This is a genomic window from Ensifer aridi (assembly GCF_002078505.1).
Classification (GTDB): domain Bacteria; phylum Pseudomonadota; class Alphaproteobacteria; order Rhizobiales; family Rhizobiaceae; genus Sinorhizobium; species Sinorhizobium aridi.
In genome coordinates this window covers 290,374-310,934 of record NZ_LUAV01000016.1, presented here as the reverse complement: position 1 = coordinate 310,934, position 20,561 = coordinate 290,374, and the positions used below count along the sequence as shown (strand labels likewise).

Here is a 20,561-nt window from a genome sequence, read left to right as displayed (position 1 = left end):
GCTCTTCAAAGTGCTATGGCGACCTTTGCGCGTCTGATTAGATATGCGGTGCTCTAGAATCGAAGGATGGTTCGCCTGATGTCCGAAATGCCCGCCACGCATGGCGCCGTCATTGTCATTTCCAGCCATGTGGTGCGTGGCGCGGTTGGCAATCGTGCGGCCGTCTTCGCACTGGAAACGCTTGGTCATCGCGTCTGGGCGCTGCCGACCGTCATTCTTCCCTGGCATCCGGGGCACGGCCGGTCGACGCGGGTGACGATGCCGGACGCGGATTTCCGGTCGATTATCGACGACCTCGTCGCTGCGCCCTGGATCGGCGAGGTGCGCGCTGTGCTCTCCGGCTACCTCGGCTCCGCGGAGCAGGCGTCCGGCATCGCCCGGCTGGTGACGGCGCTGCGTGAACGCAATCCGGACCTCATCTATGCCTGCGATCCGATCATCGGCGATGCGAACGGCCTTTACGTGCCGGCCGAGATCGCCGCCGTTATCCGCGATCTGCTGTTGCCGCTGGCAACGCTGGCGACACCGAACCGCTTCGAACTCTCCTGGTTCGCAGGTGCCGCGCTCGAAACGAATGCGGCAATTCTCGATGCGGCGCTTGGCCTTGGACCGTCACGCGTGCTGGTGACGTCCGCGATCCCGATGATGAGCGGCGGCACGGGCAATCTCTATCTGTCCGGGCGCCATGCGCTGCTTGCCGAGCACCGGCTGGTCGACAATCCGCCGAACGGCACGGGAGACCTGCTTGCGGCCGTATTCCTCGCGCGGCTCATGGAGGGGCTCCCGGAAGAGCGCGCGTTGCAAATGGCGACCGCCAGCGTTTTCGAGATCATCGCCCGGACCAGCAAACGCGGCGCCGACGAACTGACGCTCGAATTGGATGCATCGAGCCTCGCGACGCCGATGGCGATGGTGCAGATGCGCCGCCTCATGCACCCGAGCCAGGTGCGGAAGAAATAAGGCGGCATAAAAGAAATAGCTCATAAGCCCTCTTCGCTCTTTCGGATCCGCAAAGGTGGCTGTAACACTTCGACGCTTCATGGTTCCCGACAGGCCATGCAGCAGTGATTGACAGCGGATGACACGGGGTAACTGATGGATAAGCAGAGCTTTCCGGAAAATCTCCTGACCGGCTACCGCAATTTCATGAGCGGTCGCTTCAGCGAACAGCAGCAACGGTACAGGACGCTCGCGGAGAGCGGGCAAAAGCCGACGACGATGGTGATCGCCTGCTGCGATTCGCGCGCGGCGCCCGAAACGATCTTCGACAGCGGCCCGGGAGAACTCTTCGTCGTCCGCAACGTCGCAAACATGATGCCGCCCTACGAACCGGACGGACACTACCATTCGACCTCCGCGGCGCTGGAGTTTGCCGTTCAGTCCTTGCGCGTCAGCGATATCGTGGTTATGGGGCACGGCCGTTGCGGCGGCATCAAGGCTGCGCTTGACCCGGAAGCAGAGCCCCTCTCCCCCGGCGATTTCATCGGCCGCTGGATGAACCTCCTGAAGCCCGCTGCCGAACAGATCCAGAGCAACGAGCTCATGACCCAGGCGGAGCGCCAGCGGGCGCTCGAGCGCGTGTCGATCCGCAATTCGATCGCCAATCTCAGGACCTTTCCCTGTGTGCAGATCCTCGAGGCGAAGGGGAAGCTGCGCCTCCACGGCGCCTGGTTCGACATTTCGACCGGCGAACTCTGGGTGATGGACGCGAAGACCGGAGATTTCGCCCGGCCGGGGACGTGAGTCAAAGCATCTGAATCAAATAGGCGCGTTCTTCGATTAGCCCTCATCCGGCCTGCCGGCTAGGGTGAGGGGCAAACCAAATTATCGCGACATCTGATCTTTTCAGTCGCCGTCGATTTCGGCGCCGATGACGGCGATCGCCTGCTGGTAGACGCTGGCGGCGTTCCAACCCTGGATGGCCGCGTAGTTGACCTCGCCGGGCTGATAGCCGCCGCCCGGCTGCCATCCGTGGCCACGCAGGAAGTTCGCCGTGGAAGCGAGCGCATCCGCCTTGGAGCGGACCATGTCGATCTGGCCGTTGCCGTCGCCGTCGACGCCGTATTTCAGCACGTTCAGCGGCAGGAACTGCGTCTGGCCGATTTCGCCATGGGCAGCGCCGCGGGCAGTCGGGCTCAGATCGCCGCGCTCGACGAGTTGGAGGGCGGCGTAGAGCTGGTTGGTGAAGTAATCCGAGCGGCGGCAGTCATAGGCGAGCGTCGAAACCGCAGAGAGGGTATGCTCCTTGCCCATGAAGGAGCCGAAGCCCGTCTCCATGCCCCAGATCGCGATCAGAGGACCGGCCGGGACGCCGTAGCGCTGCTCGATGCTGTCGAAAAGCCTGGCGTTCTGCGCCCGCATCTTCTTGCCGCGCGAGATGATCGTCTGACCGCCGCGTTTTTTCATGAACTGGTCGAACGACAGCTTGAAGCTCTTCTGGCCGCGGTCGGCGCGGATCGTCGCTCTGTTGTAGGAGACATTGGCGAGCGCTTGTTCGACCACCGAAGGGCTGATGCCGTTGCCGGCGGCTTCGCGCTTGAACTCCGACAGCCAGGCCGCAAAGCCGCTGCCGTCGTTTCCGCACTGCGCCGCGATGGCGGTGGCCGGAAGAACTGCCGTTGTGATGAGGGCCGCGAGCCCTGCCGCTGCGCGCTTTGCCATATGCATGAGATACCCCGTCATTGCCCGAATATGTTGCCTTCGAAAATCTCTACAGACCCTGACATGTGCCCCGCAGTGCGGCCCGCCCTGGTTTCACGTGAATCCGTCTCAATGCGAAACCCCGCAGGCCAAAGGTCCGAGCGGGGTTCCGTTTGCATTCCGATTGTGGCCTTTCTAGGCGGCCTGCTTGCGCGGCTTGATCAGACCGCGATTGATCAGCAGCTCGGCGATCTGCACGGCGTTGAGCGCGGCGCCTTTGCGCAGGTTGTCGGAGACGACCCACATGTTGAGCCCGTTCTCGACCGTCGCGTCCTCGCGGATGCGCGAGATATAGGTCGCATCCTCGCCGGCGCATTCGTAGGGCGTCACGTAGCCGCCGTTCTCGTGCTTGTCCACGACCAGGCAACCGGGCGCTTCACGCAGGATCTCGCGCGCCTCGTCCGCCGTGATCTCGTTCTCGAATTCGATATTGACCGATTCCGAATGGCCGATGAAGACTGGAACGCGCACGGCCGTGCAGGTCACCTTGATCTTCGGATCGAGCATCTTCTTCGTCTCGGCGAGCACCTTCCACTCTTCCTTGGTGTAGCCGTCCTCCATGAAGACGTCGATGTGCGGAATGACGTTGAATGCGATGCGCTTGGTGAACTTCTTGCTCTCGATCGGATCGGCGACGAAGACCGCGCGCGTCTGGTTGAAGAGCTCGTCCATGCCGTCCTTGCCGGCGCCGGAAACCGACTGATAGGTGGAGACGACGACGCGCTTGATCGTCGCGCGGTCGTGCAGCGGCTTCAGCGCGACCACGAGCTGCGCGGTCGAGCAATTCGGGTTGGCGATGATGTTCTTCTTGGTAAAGCCGGAAACGGCATCCGCGTTTACTTCCGGCACGATCAGCGGCACGTCGGCGTCATAGCGCCAGGCTGAGGAGTTGTCGATGACGACGCAGCCCTGCTGGCCGATCTTCGGCGAATATTTCTGCGAAACCGCACCGCCGGCGGACATCAGGCAGATGTCGGTGTCGGAGAAGTCATAGGTTTCGAGGTTGGAAACCTTCAGCGTCTTGTCGCCGTAGGAGACCTCGGTGCCGATCGAGCGCGAGGAGGCGAGTGCCACGACCTCGTCGGCCGGAAAGCCGCGCTCGGATAGAATGTTCAGCATCTCCCGGCCGACATTGCCGGTGGCGCCTGCGACAGCAATCTTGAAACCCATGATCTAAGCTCTCTTTCTGTCTCTCCTCGTCTGGTGGAGGGGAAACCGCGCGGATCGTCCGCGAGGCTCCGGTCCCCGGCCTTACCGGGGAGAGAGCGGAGGGCCAGAGACGTCAGACGGTTTTCGTCGTCGTTTTGGCCGTGGTTTTGCTAGCGAGCGAGAAATGGTGAACCCGCCCGGCGGATTGGGCCGGCAAGTTCAGCGCAGCAATGGACGGACCGTTCGGTCGCATGGCGGTTTCCTCGTTCGCCGCTGCTCATACCCGCTTTTCGGCAAGAGTCAAGAAGGCGGCGCGTCTCGCGCGAGTCCCTCAGTTCAGTCCGCTCCGGTTCGGGGCGGAAGGATGCGTCACACTTTTCCGTGATCCGGCTCATGAGGCGCGCTTGATCGCCGCATTAGACGAAAGTCATAAGCCGAAAGCATCCCTGCCTCGGCCCTCACTTTTCTGACATCCTCTCACAAGGCGCACCCCGTCCGGAGACTCACTGCATGATTCCCTAAATCGGAATCGATTTAAGGAGAAATCATGCAGCACTTGAAAGTGTTACAGCGATTTTTGCGCGTCTGAATAGACGCGCGGCGCTGTAAGGGGAGGAAACCGGATCAGACAACAACGGGCGCTCCAGTATGCCGTTTTTGAAGTGGAGGATATCAAAATGGCGAATGTCGCAACGGCGGACGGCGCAAGAGCCGGCCCAATGACCGGTGAAGAGAAGAAGGTCATCTTCGCCTCTTCGCTCGGCACCGTGTTCGAATGGTACGATTTCTATCTTTACGGGTCGCTTGCCCTTTATATTGGCGCGACATTCTTCAGCCAGTATCCGGAGACGACCCGGAACATCTTCGCGCTGCTGGCCTTTGCCGCCGGCTTCCTGGTGCGACCCTTCGGCGCGCTAGTCTTCGGCCGTCTCGGCGATCTCGTCGGCCGCAAATACACGTTCCTCGTCACCATCCTGATCATGGGCCTGTCGACTTTTCTCGTCGGCGTTCTGCCCGGATCGGCCTCGATCGGCATCACCGCGCCCATCATCCTGATCGTCCTGCGTCTGCTGCAGGGCCTGGCGCTCGGCGGTGAATATGGCGGTGCCGCAACCTATGTCGCCGAGCACGCGCCGCATGGCCGCCGCGGCTATTTCACATCGTGGATCCAGACGACGGCGACCCTTGGCCTGTTCCTGTCGCTCGTCGTTATCCTTCTCGTGCAGTTCATCGTGGGTAAGGAAGCTTTCGCTGCGTGGGGTTGGCGCATACCGTTCCTGCTGTCTTGCGTGCTGCTCGGCGTTTCTGTCTGGATCCGGCTGAAGATGAACGAGTCGCCCGCCTTCAAGAAGATGAAGGAAGAAGGCAAGGGTTCGAAGGCGCCGTTGACGGAGGCCTTCGGTCAATGGCGCAACGCCAAGATCGCCCTTCTGGCTCTCTTCGGCGCCGTCGTCGGCCAGGCCGTGGTCTGGTATTCCGGCCAGTTCTACGCGCTGTTCTTCCTGCAGAACATTCTCAAGGTCGACGCTCAGGCGGCTAACCTGATGGTCGCCGCATCGCTTCTGATCGGTACCGGCTTCTTCGTCTTCTTCGGTTGGCTCTCGGACAAGATCGGACGCAAGCCGATCATCATGGCGGGCCTGCTGCTTGCCATGCTCACCTACTTCCCGCTGTTCAAGGCGATGACATGGGCCGGCAATCCGGCGCTTGCGGAGGCGCAGCAGAACATTCGTGCAACCGTCACCGCCGCTCCGGGCGACTGCAATTTCCAGTTCAACCCGACTGGCGTCCAGAAGTTCACGACTTCCTGCGACATCGCCACCGACTTCCTGACCAAGAACTCCGTTCCCTATGACGTCGTGACCACGGCAGCTGCGGGCACCCCGGCAACGGTGAAGATCGGCGAAACGACGATCACGGGCTATGATGCGGTTGCTGCCGGCGACAAGGCCAAGTCCGAAGACGCCGCATTCAAGAAACAGGTCAACATGGCCCTGCAGACCTCTGGCTACCCGCTCGTACGCGGTGCTGCCAAAGTGCCTGAATCCAAGCTCGACGCCTTCGTCGCGGCCAATCCCGAGTTGGCACTCGACGCCGCTGCTGTCCGCGCCGGCGAGAAGACCGTGGTTCCGGCCGACAAGCTGATCGCTGACAAGCTGCTGACCAAGGAAGAACTCGGCGGTGCCACCGAAATGGCGGTCTATTCGATCGACAAGGGCGGCCCCTTCACCATGGTGGCCGACCCGGCCCGCGTCAACTGGACGGTGATCATCGCTATCCTGAGCGTCCTCGTCATTTATGTGACGATGGTCTATGGCCCGATCGCCGCTCTCCTGGTTGAGCTCTTCCCGACCCGCATCCGCTACACCGGCATGTCGCTGCCCTATCATATCGGCAATGGCTGGTTCGGCGGCCTGCTTCCGGCAACGGCCTTCGCGATGAGCGCGGCCAAGGGCGATATCTACTACGGCCTGTGGTATCCGATCGTCTTCGCCGGCATCACGCTGGTCATCGGCATGCTCTTCCTGCCGGAAACCAAGGATCGGGACATCCACACGCTTGATTGAGCGGGATAGGGGCGGAAAGCCTCATCCCGAAAAATGAGCTCTCCTGCCTCCGGCGCGGCCTTCCGCGCCGGCTTTTTATTTGCCTTCCTGCCTATTCGTCCTCCTGTTGGGGTCCGCCACCTTCGGCATCGGCCACCCGGCAGCGTCCAGGCGGAAGAGCCAGCCTTCGCGAGCGAAAAGAAAGGCCATCATCATGGCGACCCAGAGGCCGAGGAGGAGGCCGGCCGCGACGTCGCTCGGATAATGGGCGCCGACGATGACGCGCGAAACGCCGATCAACAGCGCCAGTATGAAAAACAGCGGCCTTAGCTGCGGCAGCAGCATTGCCAGCGCGCCGAAGAGGGCGCCGGCGGCGGTCGAATGCCCCGAGGGGAAGCTCTCGAACAACCTGTCACCGGTGAAAGGCGCGAGGCTGTAGGCGCCGTAGTCGGCGAAAAGTTCCGGGCGGGCGCGCCCGATCAGGAATTTGAGCCCATGCACCAGCGCGCTCGCGGTGCCAACCGTCAGTAGGAAGTAGGCCGAGAGATTGCGGGCGGATCGGGCTCTTTGTTGAACGGTGTCGCGGGCGGAGGCGCGCTTGGCAATGAAGGCGATCAGCAGCAGAAAAGTCGAAGTGTAGATCATCCAGGCAAAGGTGCCGAAATCGGTGATCGTCCGGTTGAAGTCGACGATCTCGTCCGGAAGGCCCTGTGCCCATTCCGATAATTGCGGATCGAAAGGAACGAAGGCCAGCACCAGGATGAGCGTCGTGAGAAAGATCCAGCCTGTGGAGGCAAGTGGTTGGTTCATGTTTGCTTTTCCCTGATCGCTTTCATCCATGTGAAGGCGAAGGAGGAAAAATCAAGGGATTCCAACGAAAACACCTCCGGAGGTCATCCGGAGGTGTTTCTTCGGCTTGCGGGCAAAGAGGGCGCGGCTGGTCAGGCCGAAAGCGCCTTGAACTCGGCAAGGATCGCGTCGCCCATCTCGGTGGTGCCGACCTGGCGGGAGCCTTCCGCCATGATGTCGCCGGTGCGGATGCCCTTGTCGAGCACGTTGGCGATTGCCTTTTCCAGATTGTCCGCTTCCTTGACCAGGTTGAAGGAGTAGCGCAGGCACATGGCAAAGGAGGCAATCATCGCGATCGGGTTGGCGATGCCCTTGCCGGCGATGTCCGGCGCCGAGCCGTGCACCGGCTCATAGAGCGCCTTGCGCTTGCCGGTCTTTGCATCGGGCGCGCCGAGCGAAGCCGAAGGCAGCATGCCAAGCGAACCGGTGAGCATCGCAGCGACGTCGGAGAGCATGTCGCCGAAGAGGTTGTCGGTGACGATCACGTCGAACTGCTTCGGCTGACGAACGAGCTGCATGCCGCCGGCGTCCGCCAGCATATGCTCGAGCTGGACGTCGGCATATTTCGCCTTGTGGGTCTCGGTGACGACCTGGTTCCAGAGCACGCCCGACTTCATGACGTTGCGCTTTTCCATCGAGCAGACGCGGTTCTTGCGGGTGCGTGCGAGTTCGAAGGCGACACCGGCGATGCGCTCGATTTCGTAGGTGTCGTAGACCTGCGTGTCGATGCCGCGCTTCTGGCCGTTGCCGAGGTCGATGATCTCCTTCGGCTCGCCGAAATAGACGCCGCCGGTCAGTTCGCGGACGATGAGGATGTCGAGGCCTTCGACGAGCTCCGGTTTCAGCGAGGACGCGTTGGCAAGCGCCGGATAGCAGATGGCGGGCCTGAGGTTGGCGAAGAGTTCCAGATCCTTGCGCAGGCGCAGGAGCCCGGCTTCCGGCCGCACTTCGTAGGGCACGGCATCCCACTTCGGTCCGCCGACGGCACCGAAGAGCACGGCATCGGCGGCAAGCGCTTTCGCCATGTCGCCTTCCGAGATCGCCGCGCCGTGGGCGTCATAGGCCGAACCACCCACAAGTCCCTCGTCCGTCACGAACCCGGCAGCGAGCTCGGCGTTCATGTAAGCGATGATTTTGCGGACTTCCGCCATGGCTTCCGGGCCGATGCCGTCGCCGGGCAGAAGGAAGAGATTGCGCACAGTCATGGATAGTCCTTTTCGCGGGGAAACACTGCACGTTCCCTTAAATCCCGCCCGATTTAAGGATGAGAGCATGCAGCACCTTAAAATGCACAGCGACCTTAGTGCGTCCAAACAGGCGCACGGTGCTGCAGGCCGCGTTCTTAGCGCAACTTCGTTTCGAGGGAAATTGCATCGGCGAAAGAATTGTACGGCTCCTTCTTCTCACCGCTATCGCCTGCCCAGCCCTCCCCCAACCACGTTTCCGCTTGACGGAATCAAGTGCAGCGGCTCGAATGGCCGAGCTGCAACCCCGGGGTTTCCGATATGTCCGAGACGCTTTTTGTCGGTGCCTTTCTCGCCGCGCTCTCCTATACGCTGATCCCCGGCCCCGCCTTTCTGGCGCTGCTCGGCATCGGCGCCGGCCAAGGTCGAAGAGCCGGTGCGCTGTTCATGGGCGGCCATCTTGCCGGCGATCTCCTGTGGTCGGGGCTGGCGCTCGTCGCCATCATCGGCGCCCGGTCGATCGGCACGGCAGTCTTCGATGTCCTCGGCCTCATCTGCGGCGCCTATCTCGCCTGGATCGGCTGGACGGCCCTCAACGCCCGCCCGAAGGGCGAGAACAGGCCGCTCCTGACCGTCGAGCGGCCGCTCAGGCGTGGGCTCATCTTCGGCCTCACCAATCCCAAGGGCTATCCGGTGGCGCTTGCGACCTTTACCGCACTTCTCGCCGGCTCCGCCAACGCGCTGGAATTCACTGCCCTGCCGATGCTGCTCGCGGTGTCGCTGACCGGTTTCCTGATTGCCGACGTGATCCTGATCGCGATCATCGGCGCCTCGGTCGTGCGCCGCTTCTATCGCCGCCACGAGCTGACGATCGTCCGGCTCTCGGGGCTGCTGTTTATCGGTTTCGCGGCGCAGGCGGTCTGGCATGCGGCACCCGGTCTTTTTGGCGTGCGCAAGCCTTGACGGTTGGCTTCGGCCGGACCACCTGACTTTCTCCGCGCCTCGCGCACAACCTCTTCCGGCCTTGCCGGTCCTGCATGCGAAAGGAATCCCATGACTGCGAGTGCTTCGCTCAATCCCGCCCTGGTGAATTGGACCGGGCATGAAGGCCTGCCGCGTTTCGAAGCGATCAAGGACGAAGATTTCGCGCCCGCCTTCGAGGCCGCCTTCGCCGCCCATGAGGCGGAGATCGAGGCGATCGCCGGCAATCCGGAACCTCCGAGCTTCGAGAACACCGTCGTCGCGCTGGAAATCGCCGGCGATGATCTTTCGCGCGTCTCGGCCCTTTTCTGGACCAAGGCTGGAGCAGATACCAACGAGATGATCCAGGCGCTCGAGCGCGAGATCGCGCCGAAGATGTCGCGCCATTACTCGAAGATCGGCACCAATCCTGCCCTCTTCCGCCGAATCGATACGCTCTGGGAGCAGCGGGAGGAACTCGGCCTCGATCTCGAGGCGACGCGCGTCCTCGAACGGCACTGGAAGGGCTTTGTGAAATCGGGCGCCAAGCTCGACAAGCCCGAGCAGGAGCGTCTTGCGGCGATCAACGAGAGGCTCGCCGGTCTCGGAGCGAAATTCGGTCAGAACGTGCTTGCCGACGAGAAGGACTGGGTGCTGCTACTGACAAGCGAAGAGGAACTGGCGGGTCTCCCCGACTTCCTCAGGGACGCGATGGCGGCCGTCGCGCGCGACCGCGGCGAGGAGGGCAAATACGCGGTCACTCTGTCGCGTTCGATCATCGAGCCGTTCCTGACCTTTTCGGAGAACCGGGAGCTTCGCGAGCAGGCGTTCAGAGCCTGGACGGCGCGCGGCGAAAACGGCGGCGAGACCGACAACCGCGCCATCATCGCCGAGACTCTCGCACTCAGGGCCGAGAAGGCGAAGCTGCTCGGCTACGGGAACTATGCGGCACTGAAGCTCGACGACACGATGGCGAAGACGCCGGAGGCCGTCACCGGCCTGTTGCTGCAGGTCTGGGAAAAGGCGGTGGCGCGCGCCCGCGAAGAGGAGGCCGATCTCGCCAAGCTGATCGCGGCGGAAGGTCGCAATCACGAGGTCATGCCGTGGGACTGGCGCCACTATGCCGAAAAGCTGAGGACTGAAAAGTTCAGCTTCTCGGAAAGCGAGTTGAAGCCGTATCTGCAGCTCGAAAAGATCATCGATGCCTGCTTCGATGTCGCCCATCGTCTTTTCGGCATCACGGCGACGGAGAAGAAGGGAATTACCGCCTATCATCCGGATGTCCGCGTCTTCGAGATTCGCGACGCCTCGGGCAAGCTCGTGGCGCTCTTCCTCGGCGACTATTTCGCCCGTCCCTCCAAGCGCTCGGGCGCCTGGATGAGCTCGTTCCAGTCGCAGCACAAGCTGAAGCTCGAGAACGGGACGATCGGCGAAATCCCGATCGTCTACAATGTCTGCAATTTCGCAAAACCCGCCGACGGTAAGCCGGCATTGCTCTCAATCGATGACGCCCGCACCCTCTTCCACGAATTCGGCCACGCACTGCACGGCATGCTTTCCGACGTCACCTACCCGACCGTCTCCGGCACGGGCGTTTCGCGCGATTTCGTCGAACTGCCGTCGCAGCTCTATGAGCACTGGCTGACGGTGCCGGAGATCCTGAGGAAATATGCCGTGCACTACCGTACCGGTGAACCGATGCCCGAGGCGCTGCTCGACAAGGTGCTTGCGGCCCGAACTTTCAATTCCGGCTTCGCCACCGTCGAGTTCACTGCCTCGGCGCTCGTCGACATGGCCTATCACACGGCGGAACCGGTCAGTGATCCGATGATGCTGGAAGCGGCGACACTCGAGAAAATCGGCATGCCGAAATCGATCGTCATGCGTCACCGCAGCCCGCACTTCCTGCACGTCTTCTCCGGCGACGGCTATTCCGCCGGCTACTACTCCTACATGTGGTCGGAAGTGCTCGACGCCGACGCCCTCGCCGCCTTCGAGGAGACCGGCAATCCCTTCGACCCGGCGATGGCGGCCAGGCTCAAGGACAACATCTATTCCGTCGGCGGCTCGATAGATCCGGAAGACGCCTATAAGGCCTTCCGCGGCAAGCTGCCGAGCCCGGACGCGATGCTGGCGAAAAAGGGGTTGGTGGCAGTAGCGCCGCCCTCGCCCGCCTCTTAGTCCGCCTGCCCCACTCCCAGCACCGCAAGCAGATTGCGCATCCGCGCCGCTGCCAAATCCGGCTTATCCAGCACATTGGCCTGATCGGCCAGACGGAAGATGTCGGCATAATGCAGGAGCCCGCGAGCCGACTGCAGGCCGGAGGGCAGGGTGAAATGGCGCTGGTGGCCGTTCAGCCAGGCGAGGAAGACGACGCCGGCCTTGTAGTATTGCGTTGGCGCCTCGAAGATCTTGCGGGATAGCGGCACGGTCGGCTCGATCGTGCCGCGGAAGGTCGAAAAATCGCCCGCGGCGAGAGCAGCGAGCGCCTTGGAGGCGGACGGCGCGACGGCGTCGAAGATGCCGAGCAGTGCGTGGCTGTATCTCTCGCCGTCGCCCTCGATCAGCTCCGCATAGTTGAAGTCGTCACCGGTGAAGCAGAGCACGCCGTCCGGCAGGCCGTTGCGCAGCGCCACCTCCTTGACATTGTCGAGCAGCGAGATCTTGATGCCCTCGACCTTGGCGCTGTTCTCGCCGATGATCGACAGCACGGTCGCGAGCGCCTCCTCGAAGTTCTCCGAGCCCCAGTAACCTTTGAGCTGCGGGTCGAACATGTCGCCGAGCCAATGCAGCACAACCTTGTCCTTCGCCTGAGCGAGAATACGGCCATAGACGCGCCGGTAGTCGTCGGCGGAACGCGCCACCCGCGCGAGCGCACGGCTCGCCATCATGATCGCCCGGCCACCCTCGCCCTCGACGAAACCGATCTGCTCTTCGTAAGCCGCAATGACATCCTCGATCGATCGCGCTTCCGCGGGTGAAAGCTGGTCGGTGCCGGCGCCGCAGGCAAGATCGGCGCCCGGAACGCTCTTCGCCTCGGCGAGCGAGCGGCGGATCAGTTGCTGGGCGCCGGCCCAAGAAAGGCCCATGCCGCGCTGCGCGGTATCCATCGCCTCGGCGATCTTGAAGCCGAGCCCCCACAGATGATGGCGGAAGGCCATCGTTGCCTCCCAGTCGATTGCCGGATTTCCCCAGGGGTCGGCGTCGCGCAGCGGATCGGAGACGACGTGCGCCGCCGCATAGGCGATGCGGTTGAAGCGCGGCACCGCATCCGGGCGGGCGATCGGCGTCCCCCGGAGCCGGTATTTCTCGAGCGAGCCGTCCTGGCGTGGCAGCAAAAGGCTGTTCATCGGCGTGCATCCTCCTCTAGTTTGCGGCATCGAGTAATTTAGATCGTTCCAAATATCAAGACGCAAAAGCGATGCTCCGCATCTCAGCAGAAGCCTTCTCGGTCTCCGTGATCATTGTCCTCTTCGCCGCTTAGCCCTTTCGTACCAACTACATCAATGGCTTAACTCAGCGCCTTTCGCTGGCGTCGCGCGGGTTGCCGATCAACGGGGGATCCAAAAAGTGAGCGAATGGCTCTTGACGAGATTGGAACGTTCCAATTATTAAAGAGGAAAGAATGAGAAATGCCGGTGGGAGGACAGTGATGGCAAAGAAACGGGTGACGGTTGTCGACATTGCGCGCGCCGCCGGCGTGTCGAAGTCGACCGTGTCGCTCGTCCTGCAGGGAAGTCCGCTCGTCAACGAGGCGACCCGGGCGAGGGTGAATGCCGCGATCCGCGACCTCGGCTATGTTTACAATCGCAGCGCTGCCAATCTCCGGCAGGCGAAATCCAAGATCATCGGCATCGTCGTCAACGATCTCACGAACAGCTTCTTTGCCGAGCTCGCCGTCGGGGTCGATGCGGTGGTGCAATCCGCCGGCTTCGTTCAGTTCCTCGCCAATACCGGCGAAAAGATCGAACGTCAGCGCGAAGTCATCGCCTCGATGCGCGAGCACGGCGTGTCCGGGCTGATCATCTCGCCGGCGCGCGGCACGGAGGCGGGCGATCTCGCTCCGCTGGTTGCCAGCGGCATCCCCGTCGTGCTCGTCGTCCGCGATATCGCCGGGGCAGGCGTTTCCTCGCTCACCTCCGACAATCATGCCGGAGCCATGGCGGCAGTCCGCCATCTGATCGAGCGCGGCCATCGCCGCATCGCATTTCTGGGCGGCTTTCCCGATACCGCCGTTTTCGAGGCGCGTATGCGCGGCTACCGCGGTGCGCTTCGCGAGGCGGGTTTGGCTTCCCCCGACGAGCTCGTCATCGGCTCGGCGCCGTCGCGCGCCGGCGGCGTGACCGCAATCGAGCAGGCGATGATGCTGAAGGAGCGGCCAACGGCGGCGCTCTGTTTCAACGATGCCGTCGCTTTCGGCGTTTGCGACGGTCTGCGCGCGCGGCGGCTTGAGCCTGGTGCGGATTTCGCAGTGATCGGTTTCGACGACGTGATCGAAGCGAAGACCGCCGTGCCGGCGCTGACCACGGTCTCGGTCGACCCGCAGGGCATGGGCGAGCGGGCGGCGGAATTGCTGCTGAAGCAGATCAATGCGGGGCGCGCCGAGTCCGAGGCGATCGTCAGCCCGGTACGGCTCGTCGTTCGCCAGAGCTGCGGCGCGGCCGTCGAGCGCAGAACCAGGGAGGTATCGCGATGATTCGCTGGGGATTGATCGGCGCGAGCACGATCGCGCGCGAATGGGTGATCGGCGCCATCCGCGCCGCTGGCGGCGAGGTGACATCGGTGATGAGTTCCAGCGCCGAGCGTGGTGAGGCCTATGCAACGGAAAACGGCATCGGCAAGGCCGTAACGAATATCGAGGACCTCGTTGGCGATGCGGATGTGGACGCGGTCTACATCTCGACGACCAACGAGCTTCACCACGATCAGGCGCTCGCGGCGATCCGTGCCGGCAAGCACGTTCTCTGCGAGAAACCGCTGGCGATGAACTTGAATGACGGCTGCGAAATGGTGCTCGCCGCCTGCGAGGCCGGCGTCGTGCTCGGCACCAACCATCACCTGCGCAATGCCGCTACGCACCGCGCCATGCGGGAAGCGATCGCCGCGGGACGGATCGGCAGGCCGATCGCGGCGCGGGTCTTCCACGCCGTCTATCTGCCGCCGCATCTGCAAGGGTGGCGGCTCGACAGGCCGGAAGCCGGCGGCGGCGTCATCCTCGACATTACTGTGCATGATGCCGATACGCTGCGCTTCGTCCTCGACGACGATCCGATCGAGGCCGTGGCGATAAGCCACAGCGCCGGCATGGGCAAGGAAGGGCTCGAGGATGGCGTCATGGGGGTCTTACGCTTCCGCTCCGGCGTGATCGCCCAGTTCCATGATGCTTTCACGACGAAATATGCCGAGACCGGGTTCGAAGTGCACGGCACCGAAGGCTCGCTGATCGGCCGCAACGTGATGACGCAGCGGCCCGTCGGCACCGTCACGCTGCGCAACGAAGAGGGCGAGAGCGAACTGCCGCTCGACCACCGCAATCTCTACGAGACGGCGCTTGAGGCTTTCCACGCCGCGATTGAAGGCAACGGCGCCCCGTCGGCGACTGGCGAGGACGGGGTCTGGTCGCTCGCCACCGGCCTCGCGGTCGTCAAGGCGGCGGCCACCGGCATGGCCGTCCAGATCGAAGCAGGACTCTGATGCGCATGACCATGAGCAAGCATGTTTCCCCGGCCGACGCGGCCGCTCTCATCCCGGACGGGGCAATCGTTTCCGTTTCCTCGTCCAGCGGCCTCGGCTGCCCGGACCTGATGCTGAAGGCGATCGGCGAGCACTTCGATGCGACCGGCCATCCGCGGGGTCTCACGACGCTGCACCCGATCGCCGCCGGCGACATGAGCGGTATCAAAGGCGTCGACTACATCGCCAAGAGGGGACTTCTGAAGAAGATCATCGGCGGCTCCTATCCCTCCGGCCCGTCGAGCGCCGAGCCGCCGCTGATCTGGCGGATGATCGACGCGAACGAGGTCGCCGCCTACAACATCCCCTCCGGCATCCTTTTCGACATGCACCGCGAGGCGGCGGCCAAGCGTCCGGGCGTGATGACCAAGGTCGGGCTCGACACCTTCGTCGATCCGTCGCGCGAGGGCTGCGCCATGAACGCGTCCGCTGCCGCCGAGCCGGTCGTGAAGAAGGTTACCTTCGAGGGCGAGGACTGGCTCTATTTCAAGGCGATCGCGCCTGAGGTGGCGATCATCCGCGCGACGACGGCGGACGAACGCGGCAATCTCACCTATGAGCACGAGGGAGCCTATCTGGGCGGTCTCGACCAGGCGCTCGCCGCCCGCAACAACGGCGGCATCGTCATCGCCCAGGTGAAGCGCCTCGCCAAGGAAGGCTCGCTAAAACCCCATGACGTGCGGGTGCCGGGGGTTCTCGTGGATTATGTCGTCGTCGATCCGGAGCAGAAGCAGACGACGCAGACGCTCTACGATCCGGCGATTTCCGGCGAGATCTTCCGGCCGCTCGACAGTTTCCGCCTGCCGGAATTCAACATCCAGAAGGTGATCGCGCGCCGGGTCGCGCAGGAGCTTCAGGCGGGAAGCGCGGTCAATCTCGGCTTCGGCATCTCGGCAAATGTGCCGCGCATCCTGCTGGAGGAGGGGCTGCATGGGGCGGTGACTTGGGTGATCGAGCAGGGTGCAGTCGGCGGCGTGCCGCTCCTCGACTTCGCCTTCGGCTGCGCCTCCAATGCCGATGCATTCATGCCGTCGCCGCACCAATTCACCTATTTCCAGGGCGCCGGCTTCGATGCGTCGCTGCTCTCCTTCCTGGAGATCGACCGCTCCGGCTCGGTGAACGTCTCGAAGCTCAGCTTCCGACCGCACGTGACGGCGGGGGCAGGGGGTTTCGTCGATATCACCGCGCGGGCGAAGAAGATCGTCTTCTCCGGGATGTTCAATGCCGGCGCGAAACTTGGCGTGGCCGACGGCCGGCTCGTCATCGAGAAGGAAGGCAAACTCAAGAAGCTCGTCCATCAGGTGGAGCACGTCACCTTCTCCGGCCGTCGTGCGATCGAGCAAGGCCAGGACATCACTTATGTCACGGAACGCTGCGTGATGAAGCTGACGCCGGAAGGTATTGTGCTGACCGAGATCGCGCCGGGCGTCGATGTTGAGACTCATATCCTCGACCAGTCGGAATTTCCACTGATCGTTTCCGATGAACTGAAGGTCATGAATGCCGCGCTGTTCCAAGAGCCGCCGATCGGTCTCAGGCTGCCGGCCAAGGCGCCGCGCCGGCTCGCAGGAGGCGGTCATGGCTGACGAACGCATCCGCATCGATTTCGACGGCGCGATCGCGACGATGACCGTCGCGAGGCCGGAAAAGCTCAACGCCTTCGACATCGACATGCTCAAGGCGCTGGCTTCAGCCTGCGATAGGGTCGAAGCAGAGCGGGATGTACGAGTCGTCATTCTAACCGGCGAGGGCAAGGCCTTTTCCGCCGGCGGCGACATCAAGGCCTGGGGCGGGATGGAGCCCGCCGCCTTCGGTCATGATTGGGTGCGCCTCGGCCATCGCGTCTTCGAGCGGCTCGCCACGCTGCGCATGCCGGTGATCGCCGCGTTGAACGGCCATGCGCTCGGCGGCGGTCTCGAGCTCGCCGCGGCGGCGGATATCCGCATCGCCGAAAAGCAGGTGAAGATCGGCCTGCCTGAAACGGGCCTCGGCATGGTGCCCGGCTGGTCCGGCACGCAGCGCCTCGTCGCCCGCTTCGGCGCGCAGATCGTCCGCCGGATGGTGCTCGGCGGCGAGATGTTTTCCGCGGAGGAGGCGAGGGCGGAGGGCCTCATCGACGCGGTCACCGAGACCGGAATGGTGATGCCGGCCGCGCGGGATTATGCCGCGCAGATTGCGAAACGCGGGCCGGCGGCGCTCGAAATATCGAAGCTGATGATCGCTTCGGCGAGCGGCGAGGACAGGGGCGCGGCGGTCGAGGCGCTGGGTTCGATCCTCGTCGCCAAGACCGGCGATCTCAAGGAAGGTGTCGCGGCCTTCAGCGAAAAGCGCGAAGCGCGCTTCAAGGGAGACTGGTGATGACGGTTCTGGTGAGGCCGAAGGCGCTCGGCGACTACAAAAACCGCGAATTCCGCATGCTGATCGACGGCCAATGGGCTGACGGAGCCGAGGGCCGCACGATCGAGCGCGTGGCGCCCGGTCACGGCGTCGTCGTCAGCCGTTACCAGGCGGCTACGAAGGCCGATGCCGAAAGGGCGATCGCAGCCGCGCGGCGCGCCTTCGAGGACGGTCCCTGGGCGCGCATGACCGCGTCGGAACGCTCGCTGATCCTGCTTCGCGCCGCCGACATGATTGCGGAACGCGCCGATGAACTCGCCTTCCTCGACGCGATCGAATCCGGCAAGCCTATCAGCCAAGCCAGGGGTGAATTGGCAGGGGCTGCGGACATCTGGCGCTATGCCGCCGCACTTGCCCGCGAGCTCTCTGGCGAAAGCTACAATACGCTCGGCGAGGGCGCGCTCGGCGTCGTGCTGCGCGAGCCGATCGGCGTCGTCTCGATCATCACACCCTGGAACTTCCCTTTCCTGATCGTCAGCCAGAAGTTACCCTTTGCCCTTGCCGCAGGCTGCACGACGGTGGTCAAGCCATCGGAGCTCACCTCCGCTTCGACGCTCGTTCTCGGCGAGATCCTGGAAGCGGCCGGCGTGCCGGCCGGGGTCGTCAACATCATCGTCGGCACGGGACCGGAAGCGGGTGCGCCGCTCACCAGCCATCCGGACGTCGACATGGTCTCCTTCACCGGTTCGACCGGCGTCGGCCGTTTGACGATGGCGAATGCGGCGCAGACGCTGAAGAAGGTTTCGCTCGAACTCGGCGGCAAGAACCCGCAGATCGTCTTCCCCGACGCCAATCTCGACGAATTCGTCGATGCCGCCGTCTTTGGCGCCTATTTCAATGCCGGCGAATGCTGCAATGCCGGTTCGCGGCTGATTCTCCACCGCGATATCGCCGACGAGGTGACGGCGCGCATCGCCAGCCTTTCCGCCAAGGTCAAGGTCGGCGATCCGCTCGACCCTGAAACACAGGTCGGCGCGATCATCACGCCGCAGCATCTCGAAAAGATCGCCGGCTATGTTTCTGCTGCGTCGAATGATGGCGCGACCGTCGCCCATGGCGGCGCGCCGCTCGATCTCGGAATGGGCCAATTCATGACGCCGACCATCCTCTCGGCCGTCAAGCCGGAGATGGCGGTGGCGCGCGAGGAGGTGTTCGGGCCGGTCCTCTCGGTGCTCACCTTCGAGACGACGGAGGAGGCGATCCGCATCGCCAATTCGATCGACTATGGCCTGTCGGCCAGTGTCTGGAGCCGCGATTTCGACACATGTCTCACGATCGGACGGCGGGTGCGTGCCGGGACGATCTGGATGAACACATTCATGGACGGCGCGGCGGAACTGCCCTTCGGCGGCTACCGACAGTCGGGGCTCGGCCGCGAACTCGGACGGCACGCGGTGGAGGACTATACGGAGACCAAGACGCTCAACATGCATATCGGCGAGCGCACCAACTGGTGGGTGCCGCGCTGAGGTCGGGAGGCAAGGCGAAAAATGGCATCGGGTGCGACGACAATGATCGCGGCTCGCCGTTCCTTCGCGGGTCAGTTGCGCCTCGATGCGCGCGGGAGATATCCGGCGAAGGGGGAAGTCGTCGCAATCGACGAAAGGGTGTAACGTTTTAAATGGGTTGGGCGGCACATACCGCAAGCCCATGCCGTCCGCAGGAGAGGGCGGCATTAAAAAGGCGGGAGGAGATTCCCGCTTCGGTAACTTGCAAAACGGGAGGATAACGATGCGCAAGTTGATGACGACGACGGCTGTTGCAGCACTGATGTTGGCGGCTACTGCCGCGCGCGCAGCAGAGAACGTGGAAGTGCTGCACTGGTGGACGTCCGGTGGCGAGGCCACAGCACTTGAGGTCCTGAAAAAGGATCTGGAAAGCAAGGGCATCACCTGGACCGACATGCCGGTCGCCGGCGGCGGTGGCAAGGAAGCCATGACGGTACTGCGCGCCCGGGTCACTGCGGGCAACGCGCCGACGGCCGTGCAGATGCTCGGCTTCGATATTCTCGACTGGGCCAAGGAAGGCGCACTCGGCAATCTGGACGATATCGCCGCTAAGGAAGGCTGGGAGAAGGTGATTCCGACGGCCCTGCAGCAGTTCTCCAAATATGACGGCCACTGGATTGCCGCTCCGGTCAATGTCCATTCGACGAACTGGGTCTGGATCAACAAGGCGGCCCTCGACAAGGCCGGCGGCAAGGAGCCGACGAGCTGGGAGGAGCTGATTGCGCTGCTCGACAAGTTCAAGGAGCAGGGCATCACGCCCGTCGCCCATGGCGGCCAGGCCTGGCAGGACGCGACGATCTTCGACGCCGTCGTTCTTTCGCTCGGCAACGACTTCTACAAGCAGGCCTTCATCGACCTCGATCCGGCAGCGCTCGGCGGCGACAAGATGAAGGAAGCCTTCGACCGCATGACGAAGCTGCGCTCCTATGTGGACGACAACTTCTCCGGCCGCGACTGGAACCTCGCCTCCGCAATGGTGATCGAGAATAAGGCCGGCCTGCAGTTCATGGGTGACTGGGCGAAGGGCGAATTCCTGAAGGCCGGCAAGAAGCCGGGTACCGATTTCGTCTGCATCCGCTTTCCGGGAACGCAAGGTTCGGTCACCTTCAACTCCGACCAGTTCGTGATGTTCAAGGTCTCCGAGGATAAGGTTCCGGCGCAGTTGCAGATGGCATCCGCCATCGAGAGCCCGACCTTCCAGTCGGCCTTCAACGTGGTGAAGGGCTCGGCACCCGCCCGCACCGACGTCCCGGACACCGATTTCGATGCCTGCGGCAAGAAGGCCATCAAAGATCTGGCCGAAGCGAACGCCAATGGCACGCTTTACGGCTCCATGGCCCATGGCCACGCCAATCCGGCCGCCGTCAAGAACGCGATCTACGACGTCGTCACCCGTCAGTTCAACGGCGAGCTGAGCTCGGAAGACGCTGTGCAGGAACTCGTCGCGGCGGTCGAGGCGGCGAAGTAGCGGTGGAGGGATTGCCCCTCATCCGCCTGCCGGAACCCTCTCCCCGCTTGCGGGGAGAGGGCTAGGG

The 20,561-nt window shown here is 63.3% G+C and carries 16 protein-coding genes; 11 read left to right on the top strand and 5 right to left on the bottom strand.

Annotated elements, in window-relative coordinates:
* Window positions 1-78: 78 nt before the first annotated feature.
* Window positions 79-960, top strand: a complete 882-nt coding sequence (gene pdxY / locus AYK65_RS16685) for a pyridoxal kinase PdxY (protein ID WP_046120694.1) — start codon at window positions 79-81, stop codon at window positions 958-960.
* 135 nt (window positions 961-1,095) lie between these two features.
* Complete coding sequence (locus AYK65_RS16680; protein ID WP_026615315.1) at window positions 1,096-1,743, top strand: carbonic anhydrase; 648 nt, start codon at window positions 1,096-1,098, stop codon at window positions 1,741-1,743.
* 102 nt (window positions 1,744-1,845) lie between these two features.
* On the opposite strand, the gene AYK65_RS16675 is transcribed toward AYK65_RS16680, so the two are convergent.
* Together AYK65_RS16675 and AYK65_RS16670 are read right to left on the bottom strand one after the other, a co-directional pair.
* Complete coding sequence (locus AYK65_RS16675; RefSeq protein ID WP_026615316.1) at window positions 1,846-2,667, bottom strand: lytic murein transglycosylase; 822 nt, start codon at window positions 2,665-2,667, stop codon at window positions 1,846-1,848.
* 168 nt (window positions 2,668-2,835) lie between these two features.
* On the bottom strand, window positions 2,836-3,870 hold the full coding sequence (locus tag AYK65_RS16670) for an aspartate-semialdehyde dehydrogenase (protein ID WP_026615317.1): 1,035 nt from the start codon (window positions 3,868-3,870) through the stop codon (window positions 2,836-2,838).
* A 656-nt stretch (window positions 3,871-4,526) separates the two neighbouring features.
* Here AYK65_RS16670 and AYK65_RS16665 point away from each other — a divergent pair.
* Window positions 4,527-6,416, top strand: coding sequence for an MFS transporter (locus tag AYK65_RS16665; RefSeq protein WP_026615318.1), 1,890 nt, complete (start codon window positions 4,527-4,529; stop codon window positions 6,414-6,416).
* A 75-nt stretch (window positions 6,417-6,491) separates the two neighbouring features.
* Here the strand turns inward: AYK65_RS16665 and AYK65_RS16660 are convergent, their stop codons facing one another.
* On the bottom strand, window positions 6,492-7,205 hold the full coding sequence (locus tag AYK65_RS16660) for a phosphatase PAP2 family protein (RefSeq protein ID WP_026615319.1): 714 nt from the start codon (window positions 7,203-7,205) through the stop codon (window positions 6,492-6,494).
* A 131-nt stretch (window positions 7,206-7,336) separates the two neighbouring features.
* On the bottom strand, window positions 7,337-8,449 hold the full coding sequence (gene leuB / locus AYK65_RS16655) for a 3-isopropylmalate dehydrogenase (protein WP_026615320.1): 1,113 nt from the start codon (window positions 8,447-8,449) through the stop codon (window positions 7,337-7,339).
* A gap of 300 nt (window positions 8,450-8,749) precedes the next feature.
* Between leuB and AYK65_RS16650 the strand changes: the two genes are divergently transcribed.
* Window positions 8,750-9,391: a LysE family translocator gene (locus tag AYK65_RS16650; protein ID WP_081159028.1), complete on the top strand. Its 642-nt coding sequence runs from the start codon at window positions 8,750-8,752 to the stop codon at window positions 9,389-9,391.
* A 90-nt stretch (window positions 9,392-9,481) separates the two neighbouring features.
* Entirely contained in the window at window positions 9,482-11,569 is a 2,088-nt protein-coding gene (locus AYK65_RS16645) for a M3 family metallopeptidase (protein ID WP_081159026.1), read from the top strand.
* Here the strand turns inward: AYK65_RS16645 and AYK65_RS16640 are convergent.
* Window positions 11,566-12,738 carry a dihydrodipicolinate synthase family protein gene (locus AYK65_RS16640; RefSeq protein WP_081159024.1) on the bottom strand — a complete coding sequence of 391 codons (1,173 nt, stop codon included), beginning with the start codon at window positions 12,736-12,738 and terminating at the stop codon, window positions 11,566-11,568. The two genes, AYK65_RS16645 and AYK65_RS16640, sit on opposite strands and share 4 nt — an antisense overlap.
* Before the next feature lie 302 nt (window positions 12,739-13,040).
* Between AYK65_RS16640 and AYK65_RS16635 the strand changes: the two genes are divergently transcribed.
* From AYK65_RS16635 to AYK65_RS16610, 6 genes are all read left to right on the top strand, one after another.
* Window positions 13,041-14,084 carry a LacI family DNA-binding transcriptional regulator gene (locus AYK65_RS16635; RefSeq protein WP_081159023.1) on the top strand — a complete coding sequence of 348 codons (1,044 nt, stop codon included), beginning with the start codon at window positions 13,041-13,043 and terminating at the stop codon, window positions 14,082-14,084.
* Complete coding sequence (locus AYK65_RS16630; protein WP_026615324.1) at window positions 14,081-15,082, top strand: Gfo/Idh/MocA family protein; 1,002 nt, start codon at window positions 14,081-14,083, stop codon at window positions 15,080-15,082. The genes AYK65_RS16635 and AYK65_RS16630 overlap by 4 nt, the downstream gene beginning before the upstream one ends.
* Complete coding sequence (locus tag AYK65_RS16625) at window positions 15,082-16,707, top strand: acyl CoA:acetate/3-ketoacid CoA transferase (protein WP_081159021.1); 1,626 nt, start codon at window positions 15,082-15,084, stop codon at window positions 16,705-16,707. Before AYK65_RS16630 ends, AYK65_RS16625 begins: the two co-directional genes overlap by 1 nt.
* Window positions 16,700-17,479, top strand: a complete 780-nt coding sequence (locus tag AYK65_RS16620) for an enoyl-CoA hydratase/isomerase family protein (protein WP_046120592.1) — start codon at window positions 16,700-16,702, stop codon at window positions 17,477-17,479. The genes AYK65_RS16625 and AYK65_RS16620 overlap by 8 nt, the downstream gene beginning before the upstream one ends.
* Window positions 17,479-18,987: an aldehyde dehydrogenase family protein gene (locus AYK65_RS16615; protein WP_081159020.1), complete on the top strand. Its 1,509-nt coding sequence runs from the start codon at window positions 17,479-17,481 to the stop codon at window positions 18,985-18,987. The genes AYK65_RS16620 and AYK65_RS16615 overlap by 1 nt, the downstream gene beginning before the upstream one ends.
* 262 nt (window positions 18,988-19,249) lie before the next feature.
* Window positions 19,250-20,494, top strand: a complete 1,245-nt coding sequence (locus tag AYK65_RS16610) for an ABC transporter substrate-binding protein (protein WP_026615328.1) — start codon at window positions 19,250-19,252, stop codon at window positions 20,492-20,494.
* Window positions 20,495-20,561: the final 67 nt, after the last annotated feature.

Coding starts and splice junctions, on each gene's coding strand:
- AYK65_RS16680 (WP_026615315.1), top strand. CDS start 1,096: ATGGATAAGCAGAGCTTTCCGGAAAATCTCCTGACCGGCTACCGCAAT.
- AYK65_RS16645 (WP_081159026.1), top strand. CDS start 9,482: ATGACTGCGAGTGCTTCGCTCAATCCCGCCCTGGTGAATTGGACCGGG.
- AYK65_RS16620 (WP_046120592.1), top strand. CDS start 16,700: ATGGCTGACGAACGCATCCGCATCGATTTCGACGGCGCGATCGCGACG.
- AYK65_RS16660 (WP_026615319.1), bottom strand. CDS start 7,205: ATGAACCAACCACTTGCCTCCACAGGCTGGATCTTTCTCACGACGCTC.
- AYK65_RS16650 (WP_081159028.1), top strand. CDS start 8,750: ATGTCCGAGACGCTTTTTGTCGGTGCCTTTCTCGCCGCGCTCTCCTAT.
- AYK65_RS16630 (WP_026615324.1), top strand. CDS start 14,081: ATGATTCGCTGGGGATTGATCGGCGCGAGCACGATCGCGCGCGAATGG.
- AYK65_RS16625 (WP_081159021.1), top strand. CDS start 15,082: ATGCGCATGACCATGAGCAAGCATGTTTCCCCGGCCGACGCGGCCGCT.
- AYK65_RS16640 (WP_081159024.1), bottom strand. CDS start 12,738: ATGAACAGCCTTTTGCTGCCACGCCAGGACGGCTCGCTCGAGAAATAC.
- AYK65_RS16670 (WP_026615317.1), bottom strand. CDS start 3,870: ATGGGTTTCAAGATTGCTGTCGCAGGCGCCACCGGCAATGTCGGCCGG.
- AYK65_RS16635 (WP_081159023.1), top strand. CDS start 13,041: ATGGCAAAGAAACGGGTGACGGTTGTCGACATTGCGCGCGCCGCCGGC.
- AYK65_RS16615 (WP_081159020.1), top strand. CDS start 17,479: ATGACGGTTCTGGTGAGGCCGAAGGCGCTCGGCGACTACAAAAACCGC.
- AYK65_RS16665 (WP_026615318.1), top strand. CDS start 4,527: ATGGCGAATGTCGCAACGGCGGACGGCGCAAGAGCCGGCCCAATGACC.
- AYK65_RS16610 (WP_026615328.1), top strand. CDS start 19,250: ATGCGCAAGTTGATGACGACGACGGCTGTTGCAGCACTGATGTTGGCG.
- pdxY (WP_046120694.1), top strand. CDS start 79: ATGTCCGAAATGCCCGCCACGCATGGCGCCGTCATTGTCATTTCCAGC.
- leuB (WP_026615320.1), bottom strand. CDS start 8,449: ATGACTGTGCGCAATCTCTTCCTTCTGCCCGGCGACGGCATCGGCCCG.
- AYK65_RS16675 (WP_026615316.1), bottom strand. CDS start 2,667: ATGCATATGGCAAAGCGCGCAGCGGCAGGGCTCGCGGCCCTCATCACA.